The organism is Amycolatopsis oliviviridis (assembly GCF_014654365.1).
Taxonomy (GTDB): domain Bacteria; phylum Actinomycetota; class Actinomycetes; order Mycobacteriales; family Pseudonocardiaceae; genus Amycolatopsis; species Amycolatopsis oliviviridis.
In genome coordinates, this window is sequence record NZ_BNAY01000011.1 from 298,165 (window position 1) to 310,492 (window position 12,328).

The 12,328-nt window shown below is 69.6% G+C and carries 11 protein-coding genes; 4 read left to right on the forward strand and 7 right to left on the reverse strand.

The annotated features are described in order from the left end of the window. The first annotated feature begins 132 nt into the window (after positions 1–132). Both IE302_RS37415 and IE302_RS37420 read left to right on the forward strand, forming a co-directional pair. Positions 133–1,044 (forward strand): ABC transporter ATP-binding protein, encoded by a 912-nt coding sequence (locus tag IE302_RS37415; RefSeq protein ID WP_191259183.1) that lies wholly within the window; start codon positions 133–135, stop codon positions 1,042–1,044. Continuing rightward, positions 1,041–1,805 carry an ABC transporter permease gene (locus IE302_RS37420; RefSeq protein WP_191259184.1) on the forward strand — a complete coding sequence of 255 codons (765 nt, stop codon included), beginning with the start codon at positions 1,041–1,043 and terminating at the stop codon, positions 1,803–1,805. Before IE302_RS37415 ends, IE302_RS37420 begins: the two co-directional genes overlap by 4 nt. Position 1,806: 1 nt before the next feature. Here IE302_RS37420 and IE302_RS37425 read toward each other — a convergent pair whose 3' ends face one another. After that, positions 1,807–2,685, reverse strand: a complete 879-nt coding sequence (locus tag IE302_RS37425; protein ID WP_191259185.1) for a LysR family transcriptional regulator — start codon at positions 2,683–2,685, stop codon at positions 1,807–1,809. Between the two features lie 145 nt (positions 2,686–2,830). Here IE302_RS37425 and IE302_RS37430 point away from each other — a divergent pair, with 145 nt between their 5' ends. Continuing rightward, positions 2,831–4,174, forward strand: coding sequence for a GntP family permease (locus IE302_RS37430; RefSeq protein ID WP_191259186.1), 1,344 nt, complete (start codon positions 2,831–2,833; stop codon positions 4,172–4,174). 8 nt (positions 4,175–4,182) lie between these two features. Here the strand turns inward: IE302_RS37430 and IE302_RS37435 are convergent, their stop codons facing one another. From IE302_RS37435 to IE302_RS37460, 6 genes are all read right to left on the reverse strand, one after another. Further along, on the reverse strand, positions 4,183–4,584 hold the full coding sequence (locus IE302_RS37435) for a hypothetical protein (RefSeq protein ID WP_191259187.1): 402 nt from the start codon (positions 4,582–4,584) through the stop codon (positions 4,183–4,185). A gap of 21 nt (positions 4,585–4,605) precedes the next feature. Further along, positions 4,606–7,653 carry a WXG100 family type VII secretion target gene (locus IE302_RS43130; protein WP_191259188.1) on the reverse strand — a complete coding sequence of 1,016 codons (3,048 nt, stop codon included), beginning with the start codon at positions 7,651–7,653 and terminating at the stop codon, positions 4,606–4,608. Continuing rightward, positions 7,653–7,964, reverse strand: coding sequence for a hypothetical protein (locus IE302_RS37445; protein ID WP_191259189.1), 312 nt, complete (start codon positions 7,962–7,964; stop codon positions 7,653–7,655). The genes IE302_RS43130 and IE302_RS37445 overlap by 1 nt, the downstream gene beginning before the upstream one ends. Before the next feature lie 5 nt (positions 7,965–7,969). Then, the gene (locus IE302_RS37450; RefSeq protein WP_005157682.1) at positions 7,970–8,233 is read right to left on the reverse strand and encodes an acyl carrier protein; all 264 of its coding nucleotides are present in this window, start codon (positions 8,231–8,233) and stop codon (positions 7,970–7,972) included. After that, complete coding sequence (locus tag IE302_RS37455) at positions 8,226–9,893, reverse strand: fatty acyl-AMP ligase (RefSeq protein ID WP_191259190.1); 1,668 nt, start codon at positions 9,891–9,893, stop codon at positions 8,226–8,228. The genes IE302_RS37450 and IE302_RS37455 overlap by 8 nt, the downstream gene beginning before the upstream one ends. A gap of 232 nt (positions 9,894–10,125) precedes the next feature. Then, complete coding sequence (locus tag IE302_RS37460; RefSeq protein ID WP_191259191.1) at positions 10,126–10,746, reverse strand: DUF6801 domain-containing protein; 621 nt, start codon at positions 10,744–10,746, stop codon at positions 10,126–10,128. Positions 10,747–11,094: 348 nt separating this feature from the next. Between IE302_RS37460 and IE302_RS37465 the strand changes: the two genes are divergently transcribed. Next, positions 11,095–12,219: a S1 family peptidase gene (locus tag IE302_RS37465; protein ID WP_191259192.1), complete on the forward strand. Its 1,125-nt coding sequence runs from the start codon at positions 11,095–11,097 to the stop codon at positions 12,217–12,219. Positions 12,220–12,328: the final 109 nt, after the last annotated feature.

Sequence of the window (12,328 nt, forward strand, 5' to 3'; positions counted from 1 at the left end):
TCTTGCCGCGCTGAAAGGCCGCGCCTATCAGCCCCGGGTCGGACTCCCCCGCCTGTTACGACCGTGGGGCGAGCCACAGAGTGAAACCTCGGTCCGATTCGCCGATCGCGCCGGCCCGCCAGCATTTCCGTCATGATTGAGATAAGGGAACTGACCAAGCGATATGGCCCGACGGTCGCCGTGGACGACCTGTCCTTCCGGGTCCGGCCCGGCCTCGTGACCGGGTTCCTCGGCCCCAACGGCGCGGGCAAGTCGACCACGATGCGGGCCGTCCTCGGCCTGGACACCCCCACCTCCGGCGACGCGTTGATCAACGGGCGGCACTACGCGGACATCGACCGTCCCCTGCACCAGGTGGGCGCGCTGCTGGACGCGTCCGCCGTCCACGGTGGACGCGGCGCCTTCGACCATCTGTACTGCCTGGCCCGCAGCAACGGCATCGGCCGGAAACGCGTGCACGCGGTGCTGGACCGGGTCGGCCTCGCCGACGTGGCGGGCAAACGGATCGGCGGGTTCTCCCTCGGGATGAGACAACGGCTCGGGATCGCCGCGGCGCTGCTCGGCGATCCCGGGATCCTCCTGTTCGACGAACCGGGCAACGGACTCGATCCCGAAGGCATCCGGTGGATCCGCGACCTCATGCGCGCGCTGGCGACCGAAGGCAGGACCGTGCTCGTCTCCAGCCACCTCATGAGCGAAATGGAGCTCACCGCGGACCACATCGTGGTCATCGGGCGAGGCAGGCTCATCGCCGAGGCGACGATCGCCGAACTCGCCGAACGGTTCCGGCGCGACGTGCTGGTGCGCACGCCGCACGACGCCGAGCTGATCCGGCTGCTGCGGTCGGCCGGCGCCACCGTCACCCGCGGGCCCGACGGAAGCCTTGCCGCACAAGGCCTCGACGCCGTGGCCATCGGTGATCTCGCCGTGCGGCACGGGATCGCGGTGCACGAGCTCACGCCGCGCCGCGACTCCCTCGAAGACGCGTATCTCAAGCTCACCAAGGACAGCACCGAATTCCGCGCGGAAAGGGCGACCTCGTGATCGACGTCATCACTTCGGAGACCGTCAAGGCGAGATCGATCCGCTCGACTCGCACCCTCCTGGCGGCCTCGGCCGCGGCCGTCCTCGTCGGTGGCCTGATGGCCCTGATCTCCGCCGGGGCCTGGGACTCCGCCACCCCGGACGAACGCTCCCATTTCGGCGGCCTCGGTGACGGCACCGCCGTCCTCACCGTCGTGCAGCTGTGCCTGATGACGTTCGGCATCCTCACCGCGACGTCCGAGTACTCCACCGGAATGATCCGCACCAGTCTGGTCGCCGTCCCGGTGCGGCGGAAACTCTTGCTGGGCAAGGTCGTCCTCGTCGCCGCGAGCACTTTGATCGCGGGCGAAGCGGTCGCCGTGGCGACGTTCTTCGTGAGAAGGCTGCTGATCGGCGACCGGCCGATCGGCTCACTGACTTCGGTGGGCACCGGGCTCCCGGTGATTCTGGCCGAGGGGTTGCTCATGATGGTCGTCGCGCTGATCGCGCTCGGCCTCGCCACGGTGATCAAGTCCACCGCCGGGACACTGGTCACCATGGCGGTCCTGCTCTTCGCCCTCCCGATGGCACCGCGAATGCTGCTGCCTGAGCCGTGGAACGCCCGGATCGCCTCGGTGCTGCCCTCGGAACTTGCGGGCCAGCTCAGCGGCTCGGCGACCGAAACCCCGCTGTCCCCGCTCGGCGCGCTCGTCGCGATGGCCGTCTGGGTGACGGCGGCGATCTACGCGGGCCTCACCGCCATCGGCAGACGAGACGCCTGAATCAGCCGGGCTCGGCCAGGTCGTGGAACGCCGCCGCGGCGGGACTCAGCCGCCCTGGCCGGGACACCAGGGACACCACCAGGGACTCGGGGCAGTCCAGCACCCGGACGGCGGCACCCGCGGCCTTCGCCAGAGAACGCCAGGAATCGCTGACCACCGCGATGCCGACCCCGGCGAGAACCAGCGGCAGGACGGCTTCCCGGTGCTCCACCTCGACCGCGAACCGGCTGCCGGGGGCCTGGCGGAGCACGGCGTCGGCCACGGCGCGCATCCCCGTGCCCTGCTGGCCGACGATGAGCGCGGCCCCGGCGAGATCGGCGGGGCGGACCGGATCCGCGGCGGGCAGTGCCGCCTCGTCGCGGCCCAGTACGGCGAAACGCTGGGTCTCCAGGTGCACGGCGCTCAAGCCGGGCAGCGGCGCGGCCGTCGGCGAGGCCGCCACGATGCCGAGTTCGGCGTCGCCGGTCGTGAGCATCCTCGCCACGTCGGCGGGGGTGCTCGCCGCGCGGACGGAGATCCGCACGAGCGGGTTGGCGGCGGTGAAGGCGGCGATCAGGTCCGTGAGCGGGCTGACCGACTGAGACGGCATCGAAGCGATCACCAGCTCACCGCCGAGGAGGCCGTCGACCGCCTCCACCGTCGCGCGGGCGAGGTCCAGGCCGCGCATGACCTCCCGCGCGGGCGCCACGAGAGCGTGTCCGGCCGCCGTCAGCACCAGACGGCGGCCGGTCCGGTGGAACAGGAGGCTCCCCAGGTCCCGTTCGAGCGCGCGCAGGGACTGGGAGATCGAAGGCTGGGCGACGAAGAGCAGCTCAGCGGCCCTGTGGACGCTGCCGGCGTCGACGACGGCCAGGAAGTACTTCAACTGACGCGCATCCACCCCGCACCTCCTCGTGGTCGATAGCCGAGGCCTATCACCTTGCCAGCAACCCGGTCTTGGACCCGCGACCCACCCGGAAGGCTTACTGGGTCGCTACGAGGGACGGCACCGGCGCCGGCCCGCCGCGAGTCCCGAGGAGGGCACCGTGTCCGATGCCTGGCTCCTGGCCCACACCGGCATCGCCATCGTGGGCATCGTCGTGCTGATCACCTGGATCAAGACGCCGCCGATCTTCGGCCTGCTGATCGGCGCCACCTATCTGGGGCTGGCCACCAGGCTCGGGGCGGGCGGCACGACCGAGGCGCTCGCCACCGGATTCGGTGACGTCATGGCCGAGATCGGCCTGTTGATCACCTTCGGGGTCGTCATCGGCTCGCTGCTCACCGCCACGAACACCCTGCACCGCGTCCTGGAACGCCTGCTGGGTGTGTTCGGGCGGAAGCGCGTGCCGATGGTGTTCGCGGTCTCGCTGTCGACCGTGTTCACCTCGATCTACTCGGACGTGGTCCTGGTGCTCACCGCGCCCCTGGCCCGTCGCCTCGGTTCCCGGCTGGGCCCGCGGGGCATCGCGCTCATGGGCGGCGCGCTGACCGCGGGGATCGAAGTCGGGCTGGTGTTCGTCGTCCCCGGCGTGGCCGCGCTCGCCGTCGCGGGCCTGCTGCGCGTGCCGCTCGGGGAGATGTTCCTGTTCGGGCTGGCCGTCGGCCTGCCCACCGCCGTGCTGACCACGCTGGTCTTCACCGTGCTGCTGCGCCGGGCGCTCCGCTGGGATCCGGCGGTCGACGAGCCGGGGACCGGGCACGCCGACGACACGGACGACAGCGCGCCCACCACCGACGTCCGGCGGCTGCCGCTATCACTGTCCGTGTCGCCGGTGGTGCTGACGCTCGCGCTGATCGCCCTCGGCGCGCTCGCCGACGCCTTCCGCTTCCCGCTGGGACCCGTCTCCCTGCCGACCGAGCCGGTGATCGCGATGGCGATCGGCGCCGGGCTCGCGCATCTGCTCGCCCGCCGCGTCCTGCCCCGGCACGAGGTGAACGCCGCCGTGGGCAAGGCCTTGGCGATGGCAGGGCCCATTCTCGTGCTGTCCGGGCTTTCCGGCTCGGTCGCCGAAGTGATCGGGAAATCGGGACTGCGCGACGTGCTGGCGAGCTCGTTCGGCACCGGTTTCCTGCCACCGCTCGTGCTGGTCTGGCTGATCGCCGCCGTCCTGCACATCGCGATGGGGTCCATCTCGATCTCCGCGATCACCGCGGCGGGCATCCTCGCGCCGATCGCGGGCTCGCTCGGGGTCCCGGTGGTGCTGGTCGCCCTCGCCGCCTGCTCCGGCGCGCTGTTCCTCCCGCACGTCAGCAGCAACTTCTTCTGGATGTTCCAGTCACTGCTGGGGCTGAGCACACGAGGCACGTTCAAGACCCACACCGTCGCCATGTCACTGGCTTCGGTGATCTCGCTCCCGATCGTGCTCGTGCTCGGCCTCGTCTTCTGACCGCGACGTCACTCGCGCCAGCGGTTGTTGAGGAACGCGTCGTCCTCGTCGTCCACCGGTGCCGGACGGCGAGGAGCGCGCCGGGGCGCATCCCGCCCCGCGCGGGCGGCCGGCTCCGGGGTGAACGAAGCCGCCGGCTCGTCGAAGGCGGGAGCGTCGTCGAACGCCGACGCGTTCCCCGGCTCGGCGTGCGACCGGTCGGTGCTCCAGCCGGACTTCGTCTTGCGCTCCCCCAGCTCCCGCCGATGCTCGACGTAGCGCTGGGCGGTCATGACCTGCTTGGTCATGAACTCCTGCGAGCTGGCCTTGATCTCGTCGGCCTTCTTGTCCCGCAGTCCCCGGCGCTCCGCCTGCTCGCGGACGAGACCGTCCAGAGCCGTCTTCATGGCCGAGGTTTCATCGACGCTCATCTGATTCTCCCCTGCCTCGGATTACCGCCTGCGGGTGGACGGCTGATCCTCATCGTCCAGCAACGAACCGGTGATCCGCCCGGTGGGTTCGTTGATCTGGTCGAACACCTCGCCCTCGATCCGGTACGCGCGGTTGGTCCGCTCCTGGTCACCGCCACCGCCCTGGCCACCGCCGCCCATCGGCGGCATCGCGCCCATACCGCCCATCGGCGATTGACCGGGCGTCGATCCGCTCATCGGCGCGGACGGGGCGCCCGCGGGCACGGCCTGCGGCTGATGCGCGCCACCGCCGGTGTGCACGCCTTCGGTCAGCGACTGGCCTGTCGCCGGGCTCGCGGTCTCGAGCGAGACCCCGGTCATGCCGCCGACGCCGTGGGCGCCACCGCCTCCGCCTCCGCCACCACCGCCGCCGCTGACGTCACCGCCGCCGATGCCGCCTCCGCCGAGACCGTCGGGGACGGTTCCGCCGCCACCGTGGTGCGGGGTGAACGCCGGACGGGGCTCGGGCTGGACCGTCCCGGTGAGCGGCTTGGCCGGATGCGAGGCCGGGTCCGAGGTGTCCTTGTCCTCGCCGAGGGTGTACGTGGTCGGCTTGCCGGTGCCGTCGTCGACGGTGACGACCGTCGGCCCGGACGGGCCGTCGGGACGTTCGGCGGTGATCTTCACATCGCCGTCCTGGATGTGGATCTTGCCGTCCGCCCCGGGGCGATGGACGTCGTCCTTCTTGCCGTCGCCATCGGGAGCGTCGCCCAGCTTGGACTCGTCGTCGGTCCAGTCGAGCTTGAAGTCCTTGGCCGGTCCGGAACCGTCGCCGATCTTGATGTCCATCTCGCCGTCTTTGTCCGGCTCGGTCATCTCGAAGGTCTTGTCACCCTGCTTGACCTTGAGGGTCTCGCGCTCGCCGTCCTCGGCCTTGTCCTTGTCGCCGTCCTCGCCGGGTTTGTCATCGGTCAGCTTCTCGCCGCCTTCGCTGCCCGGAAGCTTGTCGTCGAGCTTGTCGAGCGCTTCGGAGGCCTTCTTCTTCGCCTCTTCCGCGGCCTTCTCGGCGTCCTGCTTGGGATCGCCGTCCTTGGAGTCGGGATCCTTGGGGTCGCCGGGCTTGGAGTCGGTGTCGCCCAGGCCGCCGCCGGGGGTGTCGCCCAGCTTGTTCAGAGCTTCCGACGCCTGCTTCTTCGCGTCCTCGGCGGCCTTTTCGGCCGCTGCCTTGGCTTCGGAAGCCGCGTCCGTGCTGCCGCCGCCGGGGCCACCACCGGTTCCCCCGCCGCCCGGACCGGAGCCGCCGCCACCGAGGTCGCCGCCACCGGGGCCGTCGCCCAGCTTGTTCAGCGCTTCGGACGCCTGCTTCTTCGCGTTCTCGGCCGCGGCCGCGGCCTGCTTCTTGGCCTCTTCGGCCGCGGCCTTCTGCTCGTCGCCGGACGACGGCGGCGGAGCCGAGCCCGAGGGCGACGTCTGGTCCTTGCTCGGGTCGGGACCGCCACCGGGACCACCGCCACCAGGACCGGAACCACCGGCGCCGCTGTCGGGAATCTTCACGTCCGGGACCGGCGGGGGCTTCTGCTCGCCACCACCCGGGCCGGAGCCCGAGCCGCCACCAGGACCGGAACCGCCACCAGGACCGCCGCCGGAACCGCCCTCGGGGATCTTCACGTCCGGGACGGGCGGGGGCTTCTGACCCGACGGGCCGGTGCCATCGCCCGAGCCACCACCCGGACCGCCACCGGTGCCACCGGTGCCCGAGCCCCCACCGTTCCCGCCGCCTTGGCCACCCTGGCCGCCGCCTTGCCCCCCACCCTGGCCGCCACCCTGACCGCCGGTGAAGTCCGGGCCGCCGTTGCCCGGGCCGCCGGGTCCGCCGCCCGTGCCACCCGCGCCGCCGTTGCCACCCGGGCCGCCGTTGCCGCCGGCGCCCGCGCCTTCGAACTCGTTCTTGACCTTGCCCATGACCTTGTCGAGCTCGTCGTAGGCCTGGTTGACGAAGTCCTTGGTCTCCTTGCAGTTCTTCTCGAAGCCCAGGTAGATGGCGGTCCACATCTCCGGGATGAACTGCTTCTGGATCCACTGCTTGGCGAGGTTCTGGCCCGCCTTCTTGAACTCGTCGTCGTCACAGCAGCCGTCGTTGTTCAGCTGCTGAACGAGATTGGAGCCGAAGTTCGCGTCCATCCAGCCCGCGATCGCGCCCAAGTCTTCCTTGCCGCTCTTCTCACCGGCGGCGATGGCGACGACCTTCTGCGCCATCGCGAAGTCGGCCTTGCCGACGATCTCCTTGTATCCCTTGACGACCTCGTCGGCCTTCTCCTTGCAGAGCTTGAACACCGTGGTGGTGGTGTGCAGCGTCGCTTCGCTCGCGGTGTTCAGCGTCTGGGAGAGTTTCTTGGCCTTGGGAAGGATCTTCTCGTTGTAGTTCTCCGAGGAGGCGTCCGCGGCCTTCCCGGTCCAGGTCCCGTACAGAGTGGTCAGCTGGGACCCGGTGTCCGTCATGGCCTTCTCGACGGTCTTCGAGCCCGTCTTGAAATGCGCGGCGTCGTCGACGAAGTTCTTGAAGTTGATGCCGCGCTGCTCGTCGAACGGCTTCTTGATGTCCTTCTCGAAATCGAGCGCGCGGCTGGTGCCCCGGCAGTCTTCCGGGAGCTTCGCCAGCAGGGAACCGAAGGTTTGGAAGACCTTGAGCGCGGGTGCGGCGGCGTCGAAGATCTCGTCCGACGTCTTGGTCCCGCCGCCGTCCGGCGTGGGTTCCTTGGTGCCGTCGAGCTTCTTGTCGCCCTCGTTGACGGCCTTCGTCTCTTCTTTCTGGGTGAAGCTGGCCTGATCGCCGGCGTTCTTCGCGCCGTCGTAGACCTTTTTGGTGTCGCCGTCGTAGGGCAGGAACGGAAGGGCGTTGTACGTCTGCGCGTACTTTTCGGCTTCCTTGCGCTTCTGCTTGATCTCCTCCGGCTCCTCGACCCCGCCCCAGGGCGGGGGCGCCGGATGCGTCTTGATCCACGAGCCGATGAGCGCGGTCTTGTTACCGGGCGGCACGCTCGGGTCGTCGAGGAGGGCCTTGACCTGGGTCCAGGTGAGTTCGTCGGCCACTAGAGCGTCCCCGCCTCGGTGATCTTGTTCTTCGTCTCGTCCTCGTTCTTGCCGTAGGTGGTACCCGCGGTGCCGAGGTTCGTGCCGAAAGAACCGAGCGTTTTGCTGTAGCCCTGGACCGAGGCCCACAGCGCGGCCACACCATCGGTGTACTTCTTCGAGTGGTCACCGTGTGCCTGGCCGAAACCGGCCGCGTTCACGGGCGTGCTCGACAGATCGGGATTGTCTTCGAGCAACTGCTCCGTCAGCTTTCCGATGTTCTTCGACGCCGATGAAAGCGCATCGGTCGCCGCGGTGAAGCCCCCGCTCATTCTTCTCAGCGCCTTTCGTCGGATCCGTCGGCCTTACCGTCGAGTGCCTCGGTGAGCACTTCCGCCACCGACCCGATGTCGGTGAACCGGTCCAGCTGGTCCAGATCAATCCTCACGTCGTGGTAGATCTCCAGCGCCGACAGGAGTTTTATCCGTCCTTTGGAGTCGATACCCAGCTCTTCGAGCGGTGCGTCGAACTCGATTTCGGCGGGATCAAGCCGAAAAGTCTCGCTGACGACCTTCACGACCTCCGCGCGGTGATCACCCACGGGGCCGACTATAACGCGCCCTCGCGGCCGCTCGCGCCACCTTGCCACTGGAAGTGCGCGGAAGGTCACCGGAGGGAACCATACGTACCGATCGCAACGTCAGATCATGTTCACGTGACACCGCACGCAATACCACCCTGGTGACTTCTTTGACATCCGCTTCGGCGTTCTTTGCCCATTCGGCTACCAACATGGCCCCTTCACCCATTTCGTCCGACACGCCGAATGCGGCGACGCGGTCGCGGCGGATGGCCGGATGCGCTTCGCCTGCCACCGCCTCGATGTCCTGCGGGTGGAAGTTGCGGCCGTCGATGACGATCAGATCCTTGAGCCTGCCGGTGATGTAGAGGTCGCCGCGGTGGAACACGCCGAGGTCGCCGGTGCGCAGCCAGCCGCCGACGCCGTCGAGTTCACCGGCGAACGCCGCGGCGTCACCGCGACCCCAGTACCCGGACGCGACGTTCGGCCCGTGGATCCAGATCTCCCCGACGAGCCCGTCGGGGAGCGCGGCCCCGTCGCGCACGATCCGGACTCGCTGCCCGAGGGGACGGCCGACCGAGACGAGCCCTTGGCCGTCCGGGACTTCGATCGCCCGGCCCTGCGCGAGGGCTTCCCTGTCGAACACCGCGCCCCGCGGTCCTTCCTCGCCCGCGCTCGCGACGTACACCGTGGCCTCGGCCAGGCCGTAGGACGGACGGTGGGCTTCGGGCCGGAAACCGTGCGGGCCGAAGGCCTTCTGGAACCGCGCGACCGTACGCGGCTGGACCGGCTCGGCGCCGTTGAGCGCGACCCGCACGTCCGAGAGGTCGAGGTCGTCCCCCACCTCGCCGGCGACGTCGGCGGCCAGGTCGAACGCGAAGTTCGGCGCGGCGGTGAACACGGCCGGGTGATCGGCGAGCTGGCGCAGCCATCTCACGGGCCGGTGCACGAACTCGGCGGGCGACATGAACACCGACCGCGCGCCCGCGTAGACCGGCAGGCACAGCAACTGGATCAGGCCCATGTCATGGAAGAACGGGATCCAGCCGGCGCAGGTCGTACCCTCGTCGACGGCGTAGGCGTGACTCGCCTGCCAGCAGGCGGCGGCGACCGCCCGGTGCGGGATCACGGCACCGGCGGGCTCCCGCGTCGAGCCGGACGTGTACTGCAGGTACGCGGGACTCTCGGGAGTGACGGGAAGCGGATCGACGCCCGGCCCGGAAAGTTCGTCGACCACGATCAGGTGGTCGGGTGTCCCGGCATCACGCACTTTCGGGGCGGCGGCCGAGGAGGTCAGCCAGACCCGCGCGCCGCAGTCCGCCAGCACTCCGGCGAGCCTGCCACGCTGGGACGGGCTGGCGGGCGCCATCAACGGGACGGCCACCAGTCCGGCGGCGAGCGCGCCGAAGAACGCCAAGGGGTAGTTCAGATCCTGGCCCGTGAGCACCGCGACTCGATCACCCGGCCGGGTGACCTCGCGCAGCGCTCCCGCGACCACGCGCACCCGGGAGACGAACTCCGTCCAGGTGACCGTGTCGTCCATTCCGGCACCGTGGTCCTGGTGGGTGCTGTGGGCCTGGTGGGTGAAGAGCGGGCGCCGGTCAGCTTCCCTGGCGAACAACCGCTCGACGATCGAGGTGCGCAGCACCTGCTCCGGGACATCCACCGGCGACGCGGTCATGTCCCGCAACCTACTGGAACCACGGGGCGCGCGCCGGGACGGGCCCGCGCCGGTGCCGACCAGGTCCGCCCAAGTACATGAAGGGGTCCTTCACTGAGCCAGGCGCAAGCAAGGGGGCCTTCATGTACAGGCAAGCAGACAAGCGCCGCTAGCCAGTGGGGCGGGTGGGTCGTGAGTGGTAAGTGACGTTCTAACGACACTTACCACTCACGACCACCCGGGGCGCGATACCTCAGGTGACGGTCACGGTCGCGAGCGAGGCGTCCTGGCCGGGGTCCATGCCGCACGGCAGGTCGAACGTGCCGAGGTCCGTCGGCGTCCCGTCGGCCCGCTTCGGCGTGACCTTCCCGGTGAAACCGCCGCCGACGGTGAAGACGATCGACCCGGGCTTCTTCACGGTGAGCCCGGGGATCGGTCCGGTGATGACGATCCCCAGCGGGCCGTCCGCCGGGACGGCGGTGACCGGGAATCCCAGGCCGTTGAGCGTGACACCGAGTTCGGTGCCGTTGTAGTCGACGCCGACGGTCGCGGACGCGGTCCCGTCGATGGTCACCGCACCGATCAGGTTCAGCGCGGAGACGATGTCCCCGTCGAGGGAGACGGCCACGGAAAAGCCGGTGACGTCGATCGGGGAACCGGCGGCCACCGTCCCGGGGAAGGTCGCCGACACCGTGGCGGCGACCTGACGCGCGCCGATCAACGGCATCTCGCAGGTGAAAGTCAGGTTCTTGGTCACCGGGCCGGCGGCGGGAGCGGCGGAGGCGGCACCCGCGGGAAAGGTGACCGCGGCTCCGGCGAGGACAAGCGCGGTAGCGATCCGGGCAAAGGGTCTCAGGGACGGAAAACGCGTCATGGAATCCTCCGGTCGGAAATTCGGGAAAGAATTGCGAAGGCGGTAAAAACGTTACGGCGCAACGAATCCGCCAACAACACACCGTCGTGTGGGTATCGATTCAGGCGCCCGGACCCCGATTGTTCTTGTCATCCAGCGACGATTTCCCGGTCCGTTTATTGCCATGCCGGTAATCGCGGGCGCGCCATCGGTGGCAAGTCCGGGGCGAGCAGCCGGGAGCTGATCGTTTGAAGTCGTTTACTCTTGTTAATTTCGGACAGAAGACCGGACAATTCTCGCCATTTCCGAACCTCAGCCGCACACTCGGCGGGCAGTGTGTTTCTTTCCCCCGGCCTTGGAGGAGTTACCATGCGTCGAAGAATCGCCCTGGCACTCGGCGGCGCCGCCGTCCTCACAGCGAGTCTCGCTTCCGCCGCCCTCGCCCCCGTCGCCCAGGCTTCCCCCGGACTGATCGCCGCCATGCAGCGGGACTTGGGGCTCACCGCCGCGCAGGCCTCGGCCCGGCTCACCCAGGAAATGACCGCCTCGCGCGTGATGCTCGCGGCTCAGCAGGCCGCGGGCACGGCTTTCGGCGGCGCCTGGTTCGACCCGGCGCGCGGCAAGCTCGTCGTCGGGGTGACCGATCCCGCCGCGGCGGCCGCCGTCCGGCAGGCGGGTGCGGAGCCCACCGCCGTCGCGGTCAGTGCCGCCGAACTCGACGCGGCGAAGGCGGAAATCGACTTGTCGGCCAAGAGTCGTCCCGCGCCCGCCGCCGTCAGCGGCTGGCGTGCCGATCCGCGCAGCGGCAGTGTCGAGGTCGCTCTACAGCCCGGCGCGCACGGCTCCGACGTCGACGACTTCCTCGCCAGGGCCAGGAAGGCCGGTCCGGTCACCGTGGTCATCGCGCCGAAGGCCCGGCCGTTCGCGGCGGGCACCGTCGGCGGCGACCCATACTACATCAACGGGAACACCCGCTGCTCGATCGGGTTCTCCGTCCAGGGCGGCTTCGTCAGCGCCGGCCATTGTGGCGGCACGGGCAGTTCCGTCGTCGGCTGGGACGGCTCGGCCATGGGCAACTTCGCCGGTTCTTCCTTTCCCGACAACGACTACTCGTTCATCCGCATCGGCAACGGCTGGTGGACCGCGCCGGTCGTCCTCGGCTGGGGCACGGTGAGCGACGCGCTGGTGCGGGGATCGTGGGTCGCGCCCGTCGGCACCTCGGTGTGCCGGTCCGGTTCGACGACGCACTGGCACTGCGGCACCGTGCTGGGGCACAACGAGACGATCAACTACTCCCAAGGCGCGGTGCACCAGATGACCCGCACCAACGTCTGCGCGGAGCCCGGCGACTCCGGCGGCTCCTTCATCACCGGCGACCAGGCCCAAGGGGTCACCTCCGGCGGCTGGGGGAACTGCGGTTCCGGTGGTGAGACCTGGTTCCAGCCGGTGAACGAGATCCTGCAGCGCTACGGCCTGTCACTCGTCACCGCGTGACACCGAGTCCGTGAAGACATCCCTGGGTTTTGTGTGTCAAGCGGCGGTGGTGGTGTGGTGGGCCCAGGCGGTTGTTTCGTTGTAGTGGGTGTGGGTTTTGAGGCATCCG

Excerpts from the sequence above, each read along its gene's own strand:
- IE302_RS37445 (WP_191259189.1), bottom strand. The coding sequence starts at position 7,964 with ATGAGCGGGGGCTTCACCGCGGCGACCGATGCGCTTTCATCGGCGTCG.
- IE302_RS37460 (WP_191259191.1), bottom strand. The coding sequence starts at position 10,746 with ATGACGCGTTTTCCGTCCCTGAGACCCTTTGCCCGGATCGCTACCGCG.
- IE302_RS37415 (WP_191259183.1), top strand. The coding sequence starts at position 133 with ATGATTGAGATAAGGGAACTGACCAAGCGATATGGCCCGACGGTCGCC.
- IE302_RS37465 (WP_191259192.1), top strand. The coding sequence starts at position 11,095 with ATGCGTCGAAGAATCGCCCTGGCACTCGGCGGCGCCGCCGTCCTCACA.
- IE302_RS37435 (WP_191259187.1), bottom strand. The coding sequence starts at position 4,584 with ATGAGCGTCGATGAAACCTCGGCCATGAAGACGGCTCTGGACGGTCTC.
- IE302_RS37455 (WP_191259190.1), bottom strand. The coding sequence starts at position 9,893 with ATGACCGCGTCGCCGGTGGATGTCCCGGAGCAGGTGCTGCGCACCTCG.